Genomic DNA, 20,869 nt, shown 5'->3' with positions numbered 1-20,869 from the left:
GGAAAAAGGAGTTCCCATGGAAAAGGTGTTTGTGGCCAAGCAGGTCGCCGCAAAGCTGTTCGCGACCGAAGCCTCCGTCGACCAGGCCCTGGTGGAAGCCAGTGAGTTCATGGCCGAAATCCTGAAGGCCCGTAAGGAGGTCAATACCTCCGTGGTCTTCGCCGATGACGTCCAGGTCAAGCTGATGGAAGCCATCTCGGCCCTCAGCGCCGCCCGCACCGCCATGGTCGGCGTGCATAACGAGTTGGCTGAAGCCCAGCTGCGTCTCGGCATCCGGACGAAGATGGAAATCATGAAGCCTCCGCCGCTCTTCATGCAGGCGCGTGGAAAGACCAGCGAGGTCGGCTAAGACCTTAGACAGGTCTCAAAACTCAGATTAGGAGAGACTTGGTGTTTGGAAGTTTCTGACCCATGTCTGACCTGCTGATAGCCCGCATTTTGCTGATTTTGGTTTTCGCTATTTGCGGGTGGTCACTGTGGAAGGGCGGGTCGGCAGAGCGTGCCGGTGCGATTTTGGTCCTCGCCAATACGCTACTCGGTCTTCCCGTGACTCACATGCTCCATCCGGTGGCCAAGCTGACATTTGACGGGGTTACGGCCCTGGTTTTCGTCGGTTTGGCCATCCGATTCACCAGCAAATGGCTTGGTGTGGTCATGCTGCTCTATGGGGCGCAGTTCGGCCTGAACGCCTACTATTTCGTCATGGCCAAGGAGCACGACCTGACTTTCGCCCGAGCAAACAATCTCATTTTCCTGTTTGTTTGCATGAGTTTGGCCGCGGGAGTCATCGGTTATATCCGCGGCTCCAGGACCGCTGAAGGCGCCGCCTGAACGGGCCCCCGACGCCTCAATTTTCGACAATCTCCAAAACTTTCACTTGCCCTTAAGGCGAAACGGGCGTTTCTCCGCGTCGGGCCACGCCCCCCCAACGGGGCGCTGCTCATCTGTAAGGATGGGAGACATCGCTATGAATACCCTCGCCAAGCCGGCCATGCGCCCGGCTCGCCCCGAATTCTCTTCCGGCCCGTGCGCCAAGCGCCCCGGATGGAGCCCCCAGAATCTCCAGAATGCTGTCCTCGGACGGTCCCACCGTTCCAAGCCCGGCAAGGCCCGGCTGAAGGACGCCATTGACCGCACCCGTCAGCTGCTGGAAGTGCCCGACGACTATCTGGTGGGCATTGTCCCCGGCTCCGACACCGGCGCCGTGGAAATGGCCATGTGGTCCATGCTGGGCCCCAAACCGATCCAGCTGCTGGCCTTTGAAAGCTTCGGCAAGGACTGGGTCACCGATGTGGTCAAGCAGCTGAAGCTGCCGGCCGAGGTGCTTGAGGCGCCCTATGGCGAACTGCCTGATCTCTCCAAGGTCCGCCCGGACGCCGACCTGGTCTTCACCTGGAATGGCACCACTTCGGGCGTTCGCGTTCCCAACGCTGATTTCATCTCCGCCGACCGTGAAGGCATCACCATCTGCGACGCCACCAGCGCCGCCTTCGCCCAGAACCTCGACTGGGCCAAGCTCGATGTGGTCACCTTCTCCTGGCAGAAGGCGCTCGGCGGTGAAGCCGCTCACGGGGTCCTGATCCTGTCGCCCAAGGCCGTCGCCCGGCTTGAAAGCTACACGCCAGCCTGGCCCATGCCCAAGCTCTTCCGCATGACCAAGGGCGGCAAGGTCACCCTCGACCTGTTCGAAGGCGCCACCATCAACACCCCCTCCATGCTGTGCGTGGAAGACGCCGTCGACGCCCTGAAGTGGGTGGAGTCCATTGGCGGTCTCACCGAAATGCGCCGCCGGGCCGACGCCAATCTCGGCGCCCTGGCTGAGTGGGTGGCCAAGACCCCCTGGGTGGAATTCCTGGCGGCCAATCCGGATCACATGTCCAACACCTCGGTCTGTCTCAAGGTTGTCGATCCCCGGGTCACGGCCCTGTCCGCTGACGCCCAGGCCGACTTCGCCAAGAACCTGGCCTCGGCCCTCGAAAAGGAGGGCGTGGCCCTCGATGTCGGCGGCTATCGCGACGCTCCTCCGGGCCTTCGGATCTGGTGCGGCGCCACGGTCGAGACCTCTGACCTCGAAGCCCTGACCCCCTGGCTCGACTGGGCCTTCCAGGGCCTGGTCGCCGCCTGATCACCGATCCCGCGCGCCCGCCGGTCGGGCGCGCCCATCGCTTCTCCGGACCCAGGGTCCGGAGTCGCTGAAACACATTCCGATTCAAAAGGATATCAATCCATGCCCCGCGTACTCATCGCCGACAAGCTCTCGCCCGCCGCCATCGACATCTTCAAGCAGCGCGGCGTCGAAGCCGATGTGAAGACCGGCCTGTCCAAGGAAGAACTGCTGAAGATCATCGGCGACTATGACGGTCTGGCCGTCCGCTCGGCCACCAAGGCTGACAAGGATGTCCTGGCCGCCGGCGTCAATCTGAAGGTCATCGGCCGGGCCGGCATCGGCGTGGATAATGTCGACATTCCGGCCGCGACCTCCAAGGGGATCGTGGTCATGAACACCCCCTTCGGCAATTCCATCACCACCGCCGAACACGCCATCGCCATGATGTTCGCCCTGGCCCGTCAGCTGCCCGTGGCCGACCAGTCCACCCAGGCCGGCAAGTGGGAAAAGAACCGCTTCATGGGCGTTGAGCTCTACGCCAAGACCCTCGGCCTGATCGGCGCCGGCAATATCGGTGGCATTGTCGCCGACCGCGCCAACGGCCTGAAGATGAAGGTGGTCGCCTATGACCCCTTCCTCTCGGCGGAACGGGCCGTGGAAATCGGCGTGGAAAAGGTCGAGCTGGAAGACCTGCTGGCCCGGGCCGACGTCATCACCCTGCACACCCCCCTCACCGACAAGACCCGCAACATCCTGTCGGCCGAGGCCCTGGCCAAGACCAAGAAGGGCGTGATGATCATCAACTGCGCCCGGGGCGGTCTGGTGGACGAGAAGGCCCTGCGGGCCGGTCTCGACTCCGGTCACATCGGCGGCGCAGCCTTTGACGTCTTCGTGGAAGAGCCGGCCAAGGACAATGTCCTGTTTGGCGCCGAGAACTTCATCGCCACCCCGCACCTGGGCGCCGCGACGGTCGAGGCCCAGGAGAATGTCGCCCTGCAGGTGGCCGAGCAGATGAGCGACTACCTGCTCACCGGCGCCGTCACCAATGCGCTCAACAGCCCCTCGGTCACCGCCGACGAAGCCCCCAAGCTGAAGCCCTTCGTGGCCCTGGCCGAGCGTCTGGGCGCCTTCGCCGGCCAGATGGTCGACGTCGAGGTCAAGGCCATCGACATCGCCTATGAGGGCGAAGTGGCCAGGCTCAACACCCGCCCCCTGACGGCCGCCGCCCTGGCCGGCGTCATGCGGCCCATACTGGCGGAGATCAACATGGTCTCGGCCCCGGCCGTGGCCAAGGAGCGGGGCATCACCGTCTCGGAGTCCAAGCAGGACGACAGCCCGATCTATGAGAGCCTGGTGCGGATCACCGTCACCACGGCCATGGGCAAGCGCTCCTTCGCCGGCTCGGTCATGGCTGGCACCCCGCGCATCATCGAGGTCAAGGGCATGGATCTGGACGCCCCGTTCGGCGGCGTCATGCTCTATGTGAACAACCTGGATAAGCCCGGCTTCATCGGCAATCTGGGCGCCCTCCTGGCCGACGCCAAGGTCAATATCGCCACCTTCAACCTGGGCCGCGTTTCGGCCGGTGAAGACGCCATCGCCCTGGTCGGAGTGGATCAGGATCCGGGCGACGCCCTGGTCGCCAAGATCCGCGCCCTGCCCAACGTCAAGGAAGCCCGCACCCTGCGGTTCTAGCGGATCGCATTCCGAAAAGTGTGAAGCGGTTTTCGGATAAAATGCGAGCCAAAACAAAGACCTCCTCGGGCAGTCTGGGGCATGGTAATATCAGGCCATGTCCCAGACCCCTGCCCAGCGGGCTGAGGCGGAACTGACCGCCTATGGCCTCAGCCTTCCCGAGACCGACCTGGCGCCGGGATTTGGCGTGACCCGCTACATGCGGGTGGCCGGCAAGGGCTTCGCCGTCTTCGGCGACAAGGCCGAAACGGATGACGACTTCACCCTGACCGTGAAACTGCCCATCTCCGCTGAGATGGTCGAAGACCTCTGGTTCGTCCGGGTGAGGCCCGGCTGGTACAAGCGCAATAACTGGATCATGGCCTGCTTCGGGCCTGGCGATGACGTCTTCGCCGAACTGGACACCCTCAAGGCCTGGATGCTGCAGAGCTATGTGGCCATGGCGCCGAAGAGGCTGGGGCGGTTGGTGGCGGGGACGCAGTAGGGGTTAAGATCTGGGACTTGAGTGCCGGCGGTCCGCAGCCGCACTGACACCGCAGTAGTCCGCCGAGCTCACTTGTCACCTAACATGTCCAAGTCGCCGGCAACATGCTCCGCTATCTCAATGACGGTCGCGAAATCGATGAGCGTCTGGGCATGGAAATACATCGGCCGAGCTCGCTCCCCGTATGAGTGCATCATGACGGGCTCAAAGACTCCCAGCCTGCGCTGGGCCGCCTCAACCTCGTGCCAGCGCTCCCAACTCCACCCTTCCGCCAGCATCTCATCTTCCAGCCGTTTGTGTTCGGCCGCGTCGGCATCGTTGAACGTCTTCGGGGGAATGTAGAGCGGGATCCGGTGAGCCAGCGCGTGCCTGTATTCCTCCTGATACTCGAACCAAGGGTCCAGGCTTTGGAGGTAAGCCTGTGTCTTCTCGGAGAGACTGCCGCGAAGTATCTGGTGGTCCGGGGTCAACCCGATCAGACTTCGCACGAGCGGACGATCTCGCTTATCGCGTACATTGGCTTCGCGCGCCCAAACCCAGGCGAGGTTGTCGATGGCTCCGAACGTGTTGATGACGAAAGCCTGCAGGAATGCGGTCGCGTCGTAGAGATCCCTCCGTGACGGTGCCTCTGCGTCCGGTGGCAGAATCTCGAAGATGCGATCCAAACTGTGCTTTAGGTCGGCAATTCTTCGGCTCATTCCATGTCGCATCATCTCTCGCGCGACTTCGTCGGCGAACGGATAGCCGAGCAGCCAACGGGTTAGCGCATTCTCCCGACCGCGCCACTCGTCGAGCGCGTTATGCATCTCAGCTATCTTTTCGCGGCTGTAAGGCACGGTGTCCTCTGCTAAAGATCTCGCCACCTACCTGCGCGTGTGGCTTGGGCGTCGACGTCGAAATACTTTAGCTTCGACCGATGGCGATTCGTGTACCCATTGTTCAGCGAACGGCTCTGATTTCAGACGACCCGCATCTGGCGGCGCTGTTGTCCTGTTCAGCTGCGCGACGGGGGACATATTTCACGGTGCTGGACGGCCCCCGGCTAACCCGTCCAGATCACGCTGCCGAAGTAATTCGCCGCAACAACGTGCTCGCCCGAACGAAAGCCCGCCGAGTGCTGCTCGGCGGGTTGTCCGATGATGCGATTGATCGGATTCGCCACGCGCTCCCGCAAGGTTTTGCCACTGTGGTTTCAACCTTCGTGGAAGCCGAGGCTTTGCTCCCGGCAGACATCGCGAGCAAGGCGCCAATCACTTGGGGCCGCGACTGCATCGGCGTGGGCTTACTGACTGCGCTCAGAGATCGAAGTTGGATCCGGTTCGATGATGCGGCACCCACGACGACTTACATCGCACCCATAAGTGATCATCTCGTGGTTTGTGAGGCCGGAGACGCTCTTTCCGAGGTGATCGCCGCCAACTATGCGTTCTCCCTCGGGGCTGGGTTGCAGATCATCAAGCCCATCCCCGACGAGATCTGCGAATACCTGCAGGAACGCCTCTACGGCATCCTCGACCAAAGGGAACAGTCTCAGACGCAGGTTTTTGAGGAGGTTCTTGACGAACTCCGTGCACGCATCGGGCCCGTCGTGCTTCCGCCTAGCGGCGCAGTGACCTGGATCAGTCGGAAGCTACCGCTCGGTCTCGCCCATCCTGAGCGGCCATCGACGCATCTGTTCACCTATCCGGACCTTGGCCTTGCGATTGCGAACGGCTTTGCTGCAGAACAGAATGAAACGCCGGGCGTAAATGTTGCGATCGTTGTTGATCCAGGCACGACGCAGGCGGCAGAGATCAGAACTACCGCGGAGGCTCTAGCTGAACGCCGCCTTCTGGTGCGCGGTCTCATGGGGCGCAGCGCGGACGTCACAACCGTTTCGGAGGACATCGACCACTTCCCTTACGACCTGATAATCTTCTCAACCCATTGCGGCGATGCATCGGGATATCGGTTCAACTACGATTTCGACGACGCCGAGGGAATCGCACGTCACCTCGTTGTGGACATCGCGGTCGGCATCGGACAACCGAGCGACAACGATGACGACCGATTTGCGCTCACAGAACTGATCTATTTTCGGTACCTGGATGGCGTCGACTTGAACGACCCCCGCAAGAAGGAATCACTATACGTCGGGACCGCGATCAAGGATTTCATCGACCTTCGCGGGAGTTTGGAGTCGACATCGAAGGTTCAGATCCCGCGCGTCGTCGGCTCAGCCGCCATGGCAATGAGTGACCACAACTACATCGTGGCCCCGCAATCGATAGCAGCGAATGGCACGCCCATCATCTTCAACAACGCCTGCGTGTCATGGCGCGAGCTTTCCGGCCGCTTTATGTTTGCGGGCGCGCGTGCCTACGTCGGCACTATCGTCCCGGTGCTGGACGCAGAGGCAAGCGAGGTCGCAACACGGGTCTTCCGAAAGCACTATGGCAAGCCGCTGGCTCACGCCGTGTGGGCCGCGCAAAATGAAGTGTATGGCGATGCGGCGCGCCGACCGTACGTCGTCTCTGGGGTTTACCCACAGAAGCTCCGAGCAAGCGCCCAAGATACGCCGGGGATTGTCCTGCGCCGACTGCAACAAGAGGGCCGTGCCTGGTCGCAGCGAGCGAATAAGGAGTTGGCCAGCCACTTGGCCCATGCTGCGGAACGCAGCCGTCACGTCGCTGACTACTACGCTAGGGAAGTTGCGGCGTGGCCAGCGTCGCTGGGAGGTGATGCCAGTGCTCAGACACAGTCACCGCCCGATAGGGACGTTCCCGGCGTCGCCTTTGAGTCAGGAGCAGCCATCCGACGGCCACCGAGCAACGTTTGATCATCCATCCCTGCCGTTCGGAATTTCCGCTCATGGCGAATTGGCGACCCATGTTCCTGCCGGTCTGTGGCCGCTCGGGCGCCAGGTGTCAGATTTCATCCCCCTGATCCCCGCCCCATTGACTCCTTTTGTTCTCGTACTAGAACAAAAGCGGAACAATAAGGAACAAAGACATGTCCGGTTTTCGCGAGGCGGGTCTGCTCGCCCTCAAGGCGAAGATCGCCGCCCTGGAGGCGGGCGGGCGGGGTGTGTCCGGGGTCCTGCCCTTTGGCGACGCGCGTCTGGATGAGGCCTTCATCAAGGGCGGCCTGCCGCTGGGCCAATGGCATGAATTCGTCAGCGGCGGCATGGAGGCCGAGACCTGCGCTGCGCCGGCCGCCTTCGCCGCCCTCATGGCCGCGCCCCTGGCCCGCCGCGGGGAGGCGGTGTGGATCCTGCGCCGGGACGACCTGTTCGCCCCGGGTCTGGCGGGGCTGGGTTTTCCCGCCGAAAAGCTGATCGAAGTCTGCGCCCGGGACGAGGCCGAGGCCCTGGCCGTGGCCGAGGACGCCTTGGCCACCGAGGGAGTCAGCGCCGTCTTCGCCGAGGTGGAGGCGGTGGACCTGACCGCCGGCCGGCGGCTGCAGCTGGCCTGTGAGACGAGGGGCGCCACGGGCTTCATCCTGCGCCGTCGCCCCTATGGCGGGGTGGATCGTCAGTCCACCGGCACGGCGGCCGCCACCCGCTGGCGGGTGTCCTCGGCTCCCAGCCAGCCCGAGCCCGGCATGCTGGGTCTGGGGGCGCCGCGCTGGGAGGTTCATCTGGAGCGGTGCCGGGCCGGACGTCCGGGCGCCTGGCTGATGGAGGCCGTCGACGCATATACCTGTGAGGCCAAGCATGGGACGCATCCTCTGCGCCTGGTCGCCCCGCTGGGCGATCGACAACTGGCGCCGACGACACCCCTGCGACTCGCAGGCTAAGCCTTTTGTGCTCATAGACTCCGTGCGCGGGGTCCGGGTGCTGACGGCCGTCGATCAGGTCGCGGCGGCGGCGGGTCTGCGCCTGGGCCAGAAGGCCACGGACGCCATGGCCCTGTGCCCCGATCTGGAAACGGCGCCCGCCGAGCCGGAGGCCGACGCCCAGGCCCTGACGGAGTTGAGCGACTGGTGCGTGCGGTTTTCCCCCGCCGTCTCTCCGGCGGCGCCGGATGGTCTCTATCTGGACGTCACCGGGGTGGCCCATCTGTGGGGCGGGGAGGGGCGGCTGCTCGCCGACCTGCGGACCCGGCTGGCGGGAAATGGTCTGAACGTCCGTCTGGCCCTGGCCGACACCCCGGGCGCGGCCTGGGCCCTGGCCCATTATGGCCGGGAGCCGGAAATCATCGCCCCGCCCGGGGGACAGGCCGCCCTGCTCAGCCCCCTGCCCCCCGCCGCCCTGCAACTCGAGCCGGAAACCGCCACCCAGATCGAGCGTCTGGGCCTGCGGCGGATCGGCCAGCTGATCGACATTCCCCGGGCGCCCCTGGCCCGGCGGTTCGGGGCGCAGACCCTGACCCGTCTGGATCAGGCCCTGGGCCGGGGGGCGGAGGCCCTGACCTGGCGGCGGCCACCCAATCCCTGGTTCGCTCGCCTGGCCTTCGCCGAACCGATCAGTGCGCCTGATGACATGGCCCGTGTCACCTTCGATGTGGCCGCCGTCCTCTGCGCCCGGCTGGACACCGAGGGGCAGGGGGGCAGGCGGTTCCATCTGGCCTTTCACGGGGTGGACGGCAGGGCGCGACCCCTGACCGTCGGCCTGGCCCTGGCGGGCCGCGATCCCGCCCGCATCGCCAAGCTGTTCACCCCCAAGCTCGAGACCGTCGATCCGGGGTTCGGCATTGAGGTGGTCACCCTGGTCGCCGAGGATGTGGAGCCCCTGGCCGGTCGCCAGCGGCGGCTGGACAGCCTGCTGGACCCCGACCAGAGCCTGGCGCCCCTGATCGACCGGCTGGTCAACCGGCTGGGTCCGGACAGGGTCTGGCGCAATGTCCCCGTGGCCAGCCATGTGCCGGAACTGTCGTCTGCGCCTGCGCCGGCATTGGGTGTGGCTGCACCCGACGCTCCGGCCTGGGACCCCGAGCAGCCCCGCCCCCTGCGCCTGTTCCGCAAGCCCGAGCGGCTGGAGGGGGTCCTGGCCCTGACCCCGGATGATCCCCCCCGGCAGTTCCAGTGGCGGCGGCGCACCCACCGGGTCCGCCTGGCCGAGGGCCCGGAGCGGATCGGCGCCGAATGGTGGCGGGGCCCCATCGAGGCGGTCCGCACCGATCAGGTCCGGGACTATTACCGGGTGGAGGACCAGGACGGCGCCCGGTTCTGGGTCTTCCGGGAAGGGCTCTATACCGAGGGCGAGCCGGCCCGCTGGTGGCTGCACGGGGTGTTCGGATGACCCGCTATGCCGAACTCCAGACCACCACCAACTTCTCCTTCCTGCGGGGCGCCTCCCACCCCTGGGAACTGGTCATGACCGCCGAGGCCCTGGGGCTGGAGGCCATAGGCATAACCGACCGCAACAGCCTGGCCGGGGTGGTCCGGGCCTGGACCCAGGTGGAGAAGATGAAGCCCGCCGTCCGGGTCCGCGCCCTGACCGGCTGCCGCCTGGACTTCGTGGACGGGACGCCCAGCCTGCTCTGCTATCCCTCTGACCGGGAGGCCTATGGCCGCCTGACCCGGCTGCTGACCCTGGGCCAGAGGCGGGTGGAGAAGGGCGAGTGCGAACTGAACTGGGAGGACTATCTCGCCCACGCCGAGGGACAGCTGACCCTGGTGGTTCCGCCCCTGCGGCTGGATGAAGCCTTTGACGGTTATCTGCGCCGCATGGCCGGCGAACTGAGGGGCGCCGTCTGGCTGGCGGCCTCCCGGGGCTATGGCGCCCGGGACCTGCCCCGGCTGTCACGGTTGAACATGCTTGCCCAGACCTACGGCGCGCCCATGGTCGCCACAAACGACGTCCTCTATCACGGCCCCGAGCGGCGGGCCCTGCAGGATGTCCTGACCTGCATCCGCGAGACCTGCACCATCCATGAGGCCGGCCTGAGGCTGGAGGCCAATGCAGAGCGCCGCCTCAAGCCGCCGGAGGAAATGGCCCGGCTGTTTGCGAAGTTTCCCGGCGCGGTGGAGCGCAGCGCCGACATCGCCGAACGGATCGGCTTCGACCTCTCCCAGCTGAAATACGAATATCCCGACGAGCCGGTTCCTGCGGGCAAGAGCGCCATGCAGCACCTGCGCGACCTCACCTGGGCAGGCGCGGCCTGGCGGTTCGACAAGGGCATGGGGGCTAAGGAAAAGGCCACCCTCGATCACGAACTGGCCCTGATCGACAAGCTGGGCTTCGCCAACTACTTCCTCACCGTCCACGACATTGTCCGCTGGGCCCGGGAGCAGAAGATCCTCTGCCAGGGGCGGGGATCGGCGGCCAATTCCATGGTCTGCTTCTGCTTGGGTATAACCGCCGTCGATCCCACCAAGAAGGATCAGGACCTGCTGTTCTCCCGCTTCATTTCCGAGAAGCGCGGCGAGCCCCCCGACATTGACGTGGACTTCGAGCATGAGCGCCGGGAAGAGGTCATGCAGTATGTCTATCGCCGCTATGGCCGCGACCGGGCGGCCATTGTCGCCACGGTCATCCACTATCGCCCGCGCATGGCCATCCGCCAGGTGGGCAAGGCGCTTGGCCTCACCGACGACGTCACCGCCGCCCTGTCGGGCACGGTCTGGGGCAGCTGGGGCGGGATGAGCCCCGATGAGCACATCCGCCAGACCGGCCTAGATCCCGACAGTCCGGAAATCCGCCGGGCCACGGCGCTCGCCACCGAACTGCTGAAATTTCCCCGCCACCTGTCCCAGCATGTGGGGGGCTATGTCCTGACCAAGCGGCGGCTGGACGAGACCGTGCCCATCGGCAATGCGGCCATGGCCGACCGCACCTTCATCGAATGGGACAAGGACGACATTGACGCCCTGGGTCTGATGAAGGTCGACGTCCTGGCCCTGGGCATGCTGTCGGCCCTGCGCAAGAGCTTCGCCATGCTGCCGCCCCTGCCGGACGGGACGGTGATCACCGACATCGCCCATGTCCCCCAGGAGGTTCCGCAGGTCTATGACATGCTGTGCAAGGCGGACTCCGTCGGGGTCTTCCAGGTGGAGAGCCGGGCCCAGATGTCCATGTTGCCCCGGCTCAAGCCGCGGACCTTCTATGACCTGGTCATCGAGGTGGCCATTGTCCGGCCGGGCCCCATCCAGGGAAACATGGTCCATCCCTACCTCAAGCGCCGCAGCGATCCGGAGGCCATTGTCTTTCCCAAGCCCAACCCGCCCCATCCGCCGGACGAGCTGGAAAAGATCCTGAAGAAGACCATGGGCGTGCCCCTCTTCCAGGAGCAGGCCATGCGCATCGCCATTGAGGGCGCGGGCTTCAGCGAGAACGACGCCGACGGCCTGCGCCGGGCCATGGCCACCTTCCGCCACCACGGCAATGTGGGGGAGTACGAGCAGCAGTTCATCACCGGCATGCGGGCCAAGGGCTATGACGAGCAGTTCATCCAGGACTGCTTCCACCAGATCGAGGGTTTCGGCTCCTATGGCTTTCCCGAGAGCCACGCCATCAGCTTCGCCCTGCTGGTCTATGCCTCGGCCTGGGTGAAGTGGCGCTGGCCCGACGCCTTCTGCGCGGCCCTGATCAACAGCCAGCCCATGGGGTTCTACCAGCCCTCCCAGCTGGTCCGCGACGCCCGGGAGCACGGGGTCGAGGTCCGGCCGCCGGACGTCATGGCCAGCGACTGGGACTGCACCCTTGAGCCCCTTGAGGGAAAGCGCCTGCGGGCCGTGCGTCTGGGCCTGCGCCAGATCAAGGGACTGAAGCAGGACGAGGGCCTGCGGCTCATGGCCCTGCGTGCCGAGGGCGTGCGGACGCCGGAAGGTTTCGCCCGGGGCCTGTCCCGCCGCACCCTGGAACTGCTGGCCGAGGCCGACGCCTTCGCCGGGCTGGGCTACAGCCGCCGTCAGGCCCTTTGGGCGGTGAAGGGCCTGGCCGGGGAGGCCCAGGTCGAGACCAAGGCGCCGCTCATGGCCCGCCAGACCCTGAAGGAGGTCCAGGTGGAGCTGCCCCTGATGAGCGCCCCCCTGGAGGTGGCCGAGGACTATCGCACCACCCGCCTGTCCCTGAAGGCCCATCCCTGCAGCTTCTTCCGGCCCGACCTGGAGCGGCTGGGGGCGGTTCCGGCCGGACGGCTGAAGGCCCTGCGCCACGGGCGGCGGACCTGCGTCGGCGGTCTGGTCCTGGTCCGCCAGCGGCCGGGGACCGCCAAGGGGGTGGTCTTCATGACCCTGGAGGACGAAACCGGCACGGCCAATATCGTCGTCTGGAAGGACGTCTTCGACGCCAACCGCCGGCTGATCATGGGCGGCAGTTTCATCGCCGTGCACGGTCAGCTGCAGATCCAGGACGCCGTGGTCCATCTGGTGGCCAAGAGCTTTGTCGACCTTTCCCATCTGGCGGCGGCCATGAAGCAGGAAGATCCAGACGCCCCCCCGGACAGCCGCGTTGGCGGCCGCCTGCTGGCCAGCCGCGACTTTCACTGAACCTTGCCTTGACCTGCCGACCCGCCGGAGGGAATCCTCCCGCCGACCAAAGCCGGAAGGACCTTCCATGCGCCCAAGCCGCCTCTCCACCAGCCTGATCGGCGCCGTGATCGCCCTGATCGCCACTGCCGCGCAGGCGGAACCTGCCAAGGTCAAGGTTGAAACCGGCGTCCTGGCCGGTGAGGCCAGGGACGGGGTCGCGGTCTATCGCAACATCCCCTTCGCCGCCCCGCCGGTCGGCGCCCTGCGATGGGCGCCTCCGGCCAAGGCGTCCGCCTGGTCCGGCGAGCGGGACGCAGTCAAGGTCGGCCCCTCCTGCGTCCAGCCCATGAACGCCGACAACAGCCCCAACAGCGGCGGCGCCAACGGCCCCATGAGCGAGGACTGCCTGCAGCTCAATGTTTATGCTCCGGCAGGCGCCAAGGGCGCGCCGGTCATGGTCTGGATCCATGGCGGCAGCCACCGGACCGGGGCTGGCTGGGTCTATGACGGGACCAACTTCGCCAAGGACGGGGTGGTGCTGGTGAGCATCAATTACCGCTTGGGCCCCCTGGGCTATTTCGCCCATCCCGCCCTGACCAGGGCCGCCGGCAAGGGCGAGGCCCTGGGCAATTACGGCCTCATGGACCAGATCGCTGCCCTGAAATGGGTCCAGCGCAACATCAGGGCCTTTGGCGGCGACCCGAAGCGCGTGACGGTGTTTGGCGAAAGCGCCGGGGCCATGAGCACCCTGGCCCTTCTGGCGACGCCCTCCACCAAGGGGCTCTACAGACAGGCCATGGTCCAGTCCGGCGGCGGCTGGTTTCCGCCGGTGACCCTGGCGGCCCGGGAGGCTGAGGGCCTGAAGGCGGTGTCCGCCATGGGGGTCGAGACCCCCGACGCGGCCCGGCTTCGCGCCCTGTCAGCCACTGACCTCGTGGCGAAGATCGGTGGAAACTTCGGGCCCTTTGTCGACGGAAAGCTGATGACCGAGACGCCCAGCCAGGCCTTCGCCGCCGGCCGCGCCGCTGACGTGCCCCTGGTGATCGGCTCCAATTCCGGCGAAGACTCCCTGATGGGTCCGTGGAACCCGTCCATGGCGGCCATGATCCCCGCCGCAGCCCGCAGCATCTATGTCCAGGAAGCCGCCGCAGGGGATGAAACCCTGGCCCGGGCCATTTTCACCGACCGGATCATGGGCGCCCCCGCCCGTTGGGTGGCCCGCACCGCCGCCGCCGGACAGCCGACCTGGCTCTACCATTTCTCCTATGTGGGCACGCGCTTCCGACCCATGGTCAAACGGGCCTTCCACGCCGCCGAGATCCAGTATGTCTTCCAGTACTGGGGGCGCCGGACGCCCATGAGCATGGTGTCAGAACAGGATCAGGCCATGGCCCGGCTCATGCACTCCTGCTGGGTCGCCTTCGCCAAGACCGGGCGGCCGGAATGCGCCACAGGCCCTGCCTGGCCGCCCTATTCCGCGGCCTCGGATCAGCTAATGGAATTCGGCGATCAGAGCGGTGTAGTCGCCGGTTTCCGCAAGCCCCAGCTGGACGCCCAGGAAACCTTCAGTCTTCCGTCCCTGAACCTGCCGAATTAACCACTCCAAAACCCGGCGCAGCGCCTTATGACCCCGAGACGTTGTCGTGGTTACGGCGCAGGGCGGACGCAGCGTAATCCGACGCCTGGCCGGCTCCCAGGCGGCGATGCACAGCTCACCTCGCAGTCCGATCCCGGACTGCGTATTCGACCCCGGGCGCAAGTCCCAGGGTTGTCGTGACCAAAGGGAAGATTCCATGGCCGGCGCCGCCTTGGTCGATGTCATTGTTCTGTTTGGCGGCACGGGCGACCTGGCCCAGCGCATGCTGTTTCCAGCCCTGTACTTCCTCGACGCCGACGGCTTTCTGACCCCCGACATCCGCATTGTCGCCACCGCCCGGGCCGATGTCTCCCGCGCCGATTTCATCGCCAGAACGAAGGACTCTGTCGCCCTGCGTGTCGGCGGCCTGGCCGATGAGGTCTGGGCCCGGTTCGAGGCCCGACTGGACTATGTGGTCGCGGACGCCACAACCGTGGAAGGCGCCGAAAAGCTGAAGCTTGCCGTAGGCGTCGCCGCCACGCCGATGTTCTACCTGGCCGTTTCCCCCAGTCTCTACAGCCGGATCTGCAGCAGTCTTCAGGCTTCCGGGCTCGCGTCAGCCACCAGCCGCATCGTCATGGAAAAGCCCATCGGCCATGACCTGCAGAGCTCGCGGGCCATCAACCAGGCGGTGGGCGAGGTCTTCACCGAGGACCGGGTCTTCCGCATTGACCACTATCTGGGCAAGGAGACGGTCCAGAACCTCATCGCCCTGCGCTTCGCCAACACCCTGTTCGAGCCCCTCTGGAACAATCTGACCATCGACCACGTCCAGATCACCGTGGCCGAAACCGAAGGGGTGGGAGATCGCTGGCCCTATTATGACGAGCATGGCGCCCTGCGCGACATGCTGCAGAACCACATGCTGCAGCTGCTTTGCCTGGTGGCCATGGAGCCGCCGTCGGACATGGAGCCGGACTCGGTCCGCAATGAAAAGGTCAAGGTCCTTCGCTCCCTGCGGCCCTTCACCCGGGCTGATGCTGCCCCCAACAGTGTCCGGGGCCAGTATACCCCAGGCGTCGTCGCCGGTGCGGCGGTCAAGGGCTATGAGGAAGAGCGGGGCCAGCCTTCAGGCATAGACACCTTTGTCGCCCTGCGGGCCGATATCGACAACTGGCGCTGGGCCGGGGTGCCCTTCTATCTGCGGACTGGCAAACGCCTGCCCGAGCGCCGGACCCAGATCGTCATCCAGTTCAAGGGTGTGCCCCATTCGATCTTCGGGGAGTCCGCCAAGAATGACCTTGTGGCCAATCGCCTGGTGATCGACCTGCAACCGGACGAGGACATCGAACTGCTGTTGATGAACAAGTCCCCGGGCCTTTCCCAGGGCGGCATGCGCCTTCAGTCCTTGCCCCTGTCCCTGTCCCTGCTCAAGGCCTTCGCCGGCCCCAACGCCCGGCGCCATATCGCCTATGAGCGGCTGCTGCTGGATGTCATCCACGGGGTCTCGACCCTGTTCGTCCGCCGGGACGAGGTGGAAGAGGCCTGGACCTGGGTGGACGGCATTTCCCAGGCCTGGACCGACGCCGCCATGGCGCCCAAGCCCTATGCCGCCGGCAGCTGGGGCCCGGCCGGCGCTTTCGCCTTGATCGAGCGCACCGAACGCGCCTGGCATGATTAGGACTAACCCATGATCCGCGCCCGCCGCGCCCGCATTGTCGCCACCCTTGGCCCCGCCTCAGCCCATCCCGCCCAGGTCGTCGCCCTGGCGAGGGCAGGCGCCGATGTCTTCCGGGTGAACTTCAGCCATGGGGTCTATGAAGATCACGCCCGGACCATAGCCAATGTCCGACAGGCCGAGATCGAGGTTGGCCGGCATCTGGCCGTCCTCGCCGACCTCCAGGGCCCCAAGCTGCGCCTTGGCGAATTCGCCGGTGGCCGCATCAGGATAAAGGTCGGCCAGGCCTTCCGGCTGGACCGCAATCCCGCCCTGGGTGACGAAACCCGGGTCTGCGTCCCGCACAGTGAGATCTTCGCCGCCTTGAAGCCGGAAGCCGAGATCCTGCTGGACGACGGCAAGGTCCGGTTGAAGGTCAATTCCTGCGGTCCCGATTTCGCGGAGACCACCGTGCTTGGCGGCGAGGCCCTGTCGGACCACAAGGGCCTGAACCTTCCTGGCCTGACCATTCCCATTCCCGCCCTGACCCCCAAGGACCGCCAGGACCTCGACTTCGCCCTGGCCCAGGGGGTGGACTGGGTCGCCCTGTCCTTCGTCCAGCGGGCCGCCGACATGGCCGACCTGCGTCAGATCGTGAAGGGTCGGGCGGGCGTCCTGGCAAAGATCGAAAAGCCCGCGGCCCTCGACGCCCTGGATGAAATCCTCGACCTCTGCGAAGCTGTCATGGTCGCCCGCGGCGATCTCGGCGTCGAACTGGCGCCCGAAGATGTGCCTGTGGTCCAGAAGGCCCTGGTCCGCGCCGCCCGAACCCGCGGCATTCCGGTGATCGTCGCCACCCAGATGCTGGAATCCATGATCCATGCCCCGACCCCAACCCGGGCCGAAGCTTCGGACGTCGCCGGTGCAGTCTATGAGGGCGCGGACGCCGTCATGCTGTCGGCGGAAACCGCCGCCGGGGACTTCCCCCTTGAAGCCGTCACCATCATGGACCGGATTCTGACCCGGGTGGAGCAGGATCCCCGCTGGCCAGAGCTGATGCGGGCGGAATATCCCATAGAGGACGCCGACGCCGACGCCCTGGTGGCGGCCGCCCGCCGGGCTGCGGACTCGGCCAGCACGGGCTGCCTCGCCGCCTTTACGACCACCGGTCAGACCGCCCTTCGGCTGTCGCGGGAACGGCCACTGCAGCCGACCCTGGCCCTGACCACCGAGCTGCGGTCAGCCCGTCGGCTGGCCCTGGCCTGGGGGGTCGAGACCCAGCTCATCGCGCCGATTACGGATGCCGAGGATCTGGCCAAGGTAGCTGTGGATCACGCCGTGGAACTTGGCCTGTGTCCGCCTGGGGCGCGGGTCCTGATCCTGGCTGGCCTGCCCATGGGCTCGCCTGGCGCCGCCAACATACTGCGGATCGCCCACGCCCCCCTGCGCCGGGGGTAAATCCCGGGGGTGCAAGCCACGTCTTTAAGGTCTAAACCCCGGCCCATCGACCCTTGCTCCCAAAGCCCCTTCAGGAGACACGCCATGCACCCGGTCACAGCTGCGGTAACGGCGCGGATCATTGAGCGCAGCCGCGAAACCCGCACCGACTATCTGGCCCGCATGGCCGAAGCCGGCGCCTCTGCTCCCGGCCGCGCCAAACTCTCCTGCGCCAACTGGGCCCACGCCTTCGCAGCCAGCCCGGACGGCGACAAGCAGCGCCTGCGCAATCCGACCGCGCCCAACATCGCCATCGTCTCGTCCTACAATGACATGCTCTCGGCCCATCAGCCCTTCGAGCGCTTCCCGGAAATCATCAAGGCGGCGGCGGAAGCCGCGGGGGGAACGGCCCAGTTCGCCGGCGGTGTTCCGGCCATGTGCGACGGGGTCACCCAGGGCCGTCCGGGGATGGAGCTCTCGCTGTTTTCCAGGGACGTCATCGCCATGTCGACGGCCGTCGCCCTGACCCATGACGCCTTCGACGCCGCCCTGATGCTGGGGGTCTGCGACAAGATCGTGCCAGGCCTGGTCATGGGCGCCCTTTCCTTTGGCCATCTTCCGGTGGTCTTCGTCCCTGCCGGGCCCATGACCTCGGGGATTTCCAATGCTGAAAAGGCTTCGGTCCGGGCCCGCTACGCCGAGGGTCAGGCCACCCGGGACGAGCTGCTGGAAAGCGAGATGAAGGCCTATCACGGGCCAGGCACCTGCACCTTCTATGGCACGGCCAACTCCAACCAGATGGTCATGGAAATGATGGGTCTGCACCTGCCGGGCGCCGCCTTCGTCCATCCCAACACACCCCTGCGCGACGCCCTGACGGCGGCCGCGCCCAGGCGGGCCATGGAGATCGCCCAGGGCGGAAACGCCTATACGCCCATGTCTGCGGTGGTTGATGAGAAGGCCGTGGTCAACGCCATTGTCGGCCTGCTGGCCACCGGCGGTTCCACCAACCACACCCTGCACCTGGTGGCCATGGCCCGGGCGGCCGGGGTCATTGTCGACTGGAGCGACTTCGACGAGCTTTCCCGGGTCACCCCCCTGCTGGCCCGGGTCTATCCCAATGGCTCGGGGGATGTGAACGCCTTCCACGCGGCGGGCGGCATGTCGGTTGTGGTGCGGGAACTGCTGGACGCGGGCCTCGCCCATGAGGATGTCATGACCGTCGCGGGGCCCGGCCTGCGCCACTACCAGCAGGAGCCCTTCCTCGAGGATGGCCAGCTGGTCTGGCGGGACGGTCCGGAAAAGTCCCTCAACACCGACATTCTGCGGTCCGCCAGGGATCCCTTTGCGCCCGAGGGCGGGATACGTCTGCTGACCGGTCCCCTGGGCCGCGCGGTCATCAAGACCTCGGCAGTCAAGGACGAGCAACTGATCGTCGAGGCGCCGGCCCTGGTCTTTCATGACCAGGACGACCTGCTTGCGGCCCACAAGCGGGGCGAGCTCAATCGCGACTTCATCGCCGTAGTCCGGTTCCAGGGCCCCCAGGCCAATGGCATGCCGGAACTGCACAGCCTGACCCCGACCCTGGGCGTCCTGCAGGACAAGGGCTTCAAGGTCGCCCTGGTCACGGATGGCCGGATGTCGGGCGCCTCGGGCAAGGTGCCTGCAGCCATCCACGTCTCGCCGGAAGCCCGGATGGGCGGTCCCCTGGCCCTGGTCCAGGACGGGGACATCATCCGGCTGGACGCCCATGCCGGAACCCTGGAGCTTCGGGTCGATCCGGCTGTTCTCGCCGCGCGCACCCCCGCCACGGCCCAGTCCGCCACCCATGGCTTTGGCCGGGAGATGTTCGGCTGGATGCGCCGTGCGGCGGGGCCCGCCGAAGCCGGGGCCTGCGCCCTGTTCGAGGTCGCCTGATGAAAACGCAATATGTCGGCCTGGTCGGGGACATTGGCGGCACAAATGCACGCCTGGCCCTGGTGGATACGGAAGGCCATATCCGCCATCCCAAGACCTATGCGGCGGCTGACTATGGCTCGCTGACCGAGGTCATCGCCACCTATCTTGAGGGCCTGACGGGCGGTCGCCGGCTGGCGCGCGCCGCCCTGGCGGTCGCCGGTCCCGTGGTGGATGGCGAGATCGCCTTCACAAACATCGCCTGGCGGATTTCCGAAGGCGAACTGGTCGGTACTTTCGAGTTCGAGGCGGCCCGCCTGCTCAACGACTTTGCGGCCCAGGCCATGGCCGCGCCCATGCTGGCTCCGGATAATCTGCGACAGATCGGCCCCGACATCCGCGGGGCGGAGGGCGGGCCGGTGGTCGTGCTGGGCGCTGGCACGGGCTTTGGAGTGGCCGGGCTCGCCAGGTCGGAGCGAGGTGATCTGGCGATATCCGCCGAGGGCGGTCATGCCAGCTTCGCCCCGGGTGACGACGTCGAGATCGAGGTGCTGAAGATCTTCCGCCGCCGCCATGAGCGGGTCTCCATCGAGCGGGTGCTTTCGGGTCAGGGTCTGTTTGATCTCTACCAGGCGCTGGGAGAAATCACCGGGCTCGCTGCGCCCTTGAAGGACCAGAAGGTTGTCACCGCAGAAGGCCTCAAGGGCGATCCCCTGGCTTGTCAGACCCTTGACCGTTTCCTCGAAATCTATGGCTCCACGGCCGGAGACATTGCCCTGACCTATGGCGCCCGTGGCGGCGTCTATATCTCGGGGGGCATAGCGCCCCGGCTGATCGACCGCATGCTCCTCGGCGGCTTCCGTCGCCGGTTCGAGGCCAAGGGTCGACTCACGGACTATATGGTCGACATCCCCACCGCCCTCATCGTCCACCCCTACGCCGCCCTGGTGGGCGCAGCCCGGGTGCTCAAGCAACTGGAGCTGAATCCCCTATGACCACACTGGCGGACACCCTGGCCCTGGCGCCTGTCGTGCCGGTCCTGATCATTGAGGAAGAAGCCCGGGCGGTTCCCCTTGCCCGGGCCCTGGTGGCCGGCGGCCTTTACGCCCTGGAGGTCACCCTGCGCACCCCGGCGGCCCTGGCCTGCATTGAACGCATCGCCGGCGAGGTCGAGGGCTGTGTGGTCGGCGCCGGGACCGTCCTCAATCGCCACATGCTGGATACGGTGGAGAAGGCCGGCGCCCGCTTCGCCGTCAGTCCCGGACTGGTCGCAGGCCACAGGTTCACCGACAGCCCTGTCCCTCTCCTGCCGGGCATCGCCACAGCGACCGAACTCATGGCGGGTCTCGCCCTGGGCTATGACCATTTCAAACTCTTTCCGGCGAATATCGTTGGGGGGCCAGGCGCCCTGAAGGCCTTCGCCAGTCCCTTCGTCCAGGCCCGGTTCTGTCCCACCGGCGGCGTCACCCTGGCCAATGCGCCGGACTATCTGGCCCAGCCCAATGTGGTCTGCGTCGGCGGCAGCTGGGTTGCGCCGGCAGAGGCGGTCGCTGCGGGCGACTGGGCCCGGATCGAGACCCTTGCGCGGGAGGCGGCCGGTCTCAATCAGCAGTAGCAGGCCCG

General features: G+C 66.2%; 16 protein-coding genes. 15 read left to right on the top strand and 1 reads right to left on the bottom strand.

Annotated features, from left to right (window positions below):
- The first annotated feature begins 16 nt into the window (after window positions 1-16).
- The 5 genes from CFE28_00425 to CFE28_00405 all read left to right on the top strand — a co-directional run bounded on the left by CFE28_00425 (window position 17) and on the right by CFE28_00405 (window position 4,286).
- The gene (locus CFE28_00425; protein ID OYU68598.1) at window positions 17-349 is read left to right on the top strand and encodes a hypothetical protein; all 333 of its coding nucleotides are present in this window, start codon (window positions 17-19) and stop codon (window positions 347-349) included.
- A 62-nt stretch (window positions 350-411) separates the two neighbouring features.
- The gene (locus CFE28_00420) at window positions 412-831 is read left to right on the top strand and encodes a hypothetical protein (protein ID OYU68597.1); all 420 of its coding nucleotides are present in this window, start codon (window positions 412-414) and stop codon (window positions 829-831) included.
- 136 nt (window positions 832-967) lie between these two features.
- Entirely contained in the window at window positions 968-2,125 is a 1,158-nt protein-coding gene (locus tag CFE28_00415) for a phosphoserine transaminase (GenBank protein ID OYU68596.1), read from the top strand.
- Window positions 2,126-2,227: 102 nt separating this feature from the next.
- Complete coding sequence (locus CFE28_00410) at window positions 2,228-3,802, top strand: phosphoglycerate dehydrogenase (GenBank protein OYU68595.1); 1,575 nt, start codon at window positions 2,228-2,230, stop codon at window positions 3,800-3,802.
- 97 nt (window positions 3,803-3,899) lie between these two features.
- A complete protein-coding gene (locus CFE28_00405) occupies window positions 3,900-4,286 on the top strand; it encodes a hypothetical protein (protein OYU68594.1) in 387 nt (128 codons plus the stop codon).
- 68 nt (window positions 4,287-4,354) lie between these two features.
- Here the strand turns inward: CFE28_00405 and CFE28_00400 are convergent, their stop codons facing one another.
- Window positions 4,355-5,092 carry a hypothetical protein gene (locus CFE28_00400; protein OYU68593.1) on the bottom strand — a complete coding sequence of 246 codons (738 nt, stop codon included), beginning with the start codon at window positions 5,090-5,092 and terminating at the stop codon, window positions 4,355-4,357.
- Window positions 5,093-5,400: 308 nt separating this feature from the next.
- Between CFE28_00400 and CFE28_00395 the strand changes: the two genes are divergently transcribed.
- The 10 genes from CFE28_00395 to CFE28_00350 all read left to right on the top strand — a co-directional run bounded on the left by CFE28_00395 (window position 5,401) and on the right by CFE28_00350 (window position 20,861).
- Window positions 5,401-7,104, top strand: a complete 1,704-nt coding sequence (locus tag CFE28_00395) for a hypothetical protein (GenBank protein ID OYU68592.1) — start codon at window positions 5,401-5,403, stop codon at window positions 7,102-7,104.
- Between the two features lie 173 nt (window positions 7,105-7,277).
- The gene (locus CFE28_00390) at window positions 7,278-8,063 is read left to right on the top strand and encodes a protein imuA (GenBank protein ID OYU68591.1); all 786 of its coding nucleotides are present in this window, start codon (window positions 7,278-7,280) and stop codon (window positions 8,061-8,063) included.
- Window positions 7,981-9,507 (top strand): protein imuB, encoded by a 1,527-nt coding sequence (locus CFE28_00385; protein ID OYU68590.1) that lies wholly within the window; start codon window positions 7,981-7,983, stop codon window positions 9,505-9,507. The genes CFE28_00390 and CFE28_00385 overlap by 83 nt, the downstream gene beginning before the upstream one ends.
- Window positions 9,504-12,698 carry an error-prone DNA polymerase gene (locus tag CFE28_00380; protein ID OYU68589.1) on the top strand — a complete coding sequence of 1,065 codons (3,195 nt, stop codon included), beginning with the start codon at window positions 9,504-9,506 and terminating at the stop codon, window positions 12,696-12,698. Before CFE28_00385 ends, CFE28_00380 begins: the two co-directional genes overlap by 4 nt.
- Window positions 12,699-12,765: 67 nt before the next feature.
- Complete coding sequence (locus tag CFE28_00375) at window positions 12,766-14,277, top strand: carboxylesterase (GenBank protein OYU68588.1); 1,512 nt, start codon at window positions 12,766-12,768, stop codon at window positions 14,275-14,277.
- 196 nt (window positions 14,278-14,473) lie between these two features.
- A complete protein-coding gene (gene zwf / locus CFE28_00370; protein OYU68587.1) occupies window positions 14,474-15,937 on the top strand; it encodes a glucose-6-phosphate dehydrogenase in 1,464 nt (487 codons plus the stop codon).
- A 9-nt stretch (window positions 15,938-15,946) separates the two neighbouring features.
- Window positions 15,947-17,371 (top strand): pyruvate kinase, encoded by a 1,425-nt coding sequence (pyk, locus tag CFE28_00365; GenBank protein ID OYU68586.1) that lies wholly within the window; start codon window positions 15,947-15,949, stop codon window positions 17,369-17,371.
- 84 nt (window positions 17,372-17,455) lie between these two features.
- Window positions 17,456-19,267: a phosphogluconate dehydratase gene (locus tag CFE28_00360; GenBank protein OYU68585.1), complete on the top strand. Its 1,812-nt coding sequence runs from the start codon at window positions 17,456-17,458 to the stop codon at window positions 19,265-19,267.
- Window positions 19,267-20,241 (top strand): glucokinase, encoded by a 975-nt coding sequence (glk, locus tag CFE28_00355; protein ID OYU68584.1) that lies wholly within the window; start codon window positions 19,267-19,269, stop codon window positions 20,239-20,241. Before CFE28_00360 ends, glk begins: the two co-directional genes overlap by 1 nt.
- Window positions 20,238-20,861, top strand: a complete 624-nt coding sequence (locus CFE28_00350; GenBank protein OYU68583.1) for a keto-deoxy-phosphogluconate aldolase — start codon at window positions 20,238-20,240, stop codon at window positions 20,859-20,861. Before glk ends, CFE28_00350 begins: the two co-directional genes overlap by 4 nt.
- The last annotated feature ends 8 nt before the right edge of the window (window positions 20,862-20,869 follow it).

Source organism: Alphaproteobacteria bacterium PA2, from assembly GCA_002256425.1.
In the GTDB taxonomy this organism is placed as follows: Bacteria; Pseudomonadota; Alphaproteobacteria; order Caulobacterales; family Caulobacteraceae; genus Phenylobacterium.
Note: the sequence above shows the minus strand (reverse complement) of the source record. Positions and strands in the feature narration are given on the sequence as shown.

Excerpts from the sequence above, each read along its gene's own strand:
- CFE28_00425 (OYU68598.1), top strand. The coding sequence starts at position 17 with ATGGAAAAGGTGTTTGTGGCCAAGCAGGTCGCCGCAAAGCTGTTCGCG.
- CFE28_00420 (OYU68597.1), top strand. The coding sequence starts at position 412 with ATGTCTGACCTGCTGATAGCCCGCATTTTGCTGATTTTGGTTTTCGCT.
- CFE28_00415 (OYU68596.1), top strand. The coding sequence starts at position 968 with ATGAATACCCTCGCCAAGCCGGCCATGCGCCCGGCTCGCCCCGAATTC.
- CFE28_00410 (OYU68595.1), top strand. The coding sequence starts at position 2,228 with ATGCCCCGCGTACTCATCGCCGACAAGCTCTCGCCCGCCGCCATCGAC.
- CFE28_00405 (OYU68594.1), top strand. The coding sequence starts at position 3,900 with ATGTCCCAGACCCCTGCCCAGCGGGCTGAGGCGGAACTGACCGCCTAT.
- CFE28_00400 (OYU68593.1), bottom strand. The coding sequence starts at position 5,092 with ATGCATAACGCGCTCGACGAGTGGCGCGGTCGGGAGAATGCGCTAACC.
- CFE28_00390 (OYU68591.1), top strand. The coding sequence starts at position 7,278 with ATGTCCGGTTTTCGCGAGGCGGGTCTGCTCGCCCTCAAGGCGAAGATC.
- CFE28_00385 (OYU68590.1), top strand. The coding sequence starts at position 7,981 with ATGGGACGCATCCTCTGCGCCTGGTCGCCCCGCTGGGCGATCGACAAC.
- CFE28_00380 (OYU68589.1), top strand. The coding sequence starts at position 9,504 with ATGACCCGCTATGCCGAACTCCAGACCACCACCAACTTCTCCTTCCTG.
- CFE28_00375 (OYU68588.1), top strand. The coding sequence starts at position 12,766 with ATGCGCCCAAGCCGCCTCTCCACCAGCCTGATCGGCGCCGTGATCGCC.
- zwf (OYU68587.1), top strand. The coding sequence starts at position 14,474 with ATGGCCGGCGCCGCCTTGGTCGATGTCATTGTTCTGTTTGGCGGCACG.
- pyk (OYU68586.1), top strand. The coding sequence starts at position 15,947 with ATGATCCGCGCCCGCCGCGCCCGCATTGTCGCCACCCTTGGCCCCGCC.
- CFE28_00360 (OYU68585.1), top strand. The coding sequence starts at position 17,456 with ATGCACCCGGTCACAGCTGCGGTAACGGCGCGGATCATTGAGCGCAGC.
- glk (OYU68584.1), top strand. The coding sequence starts at position 19,267 with ATGAAAACGCAATATGTCGGCCTGGTCGGGGACATTGGCGGCACAAAT.
- CFE28_00350 (OYU68583.1), top strand. The coding sequence starts at position 20,238 with ATGACCACACTGGCGGACACCCTGGCCCTGGCGCCTGTCGTGCCGGTC.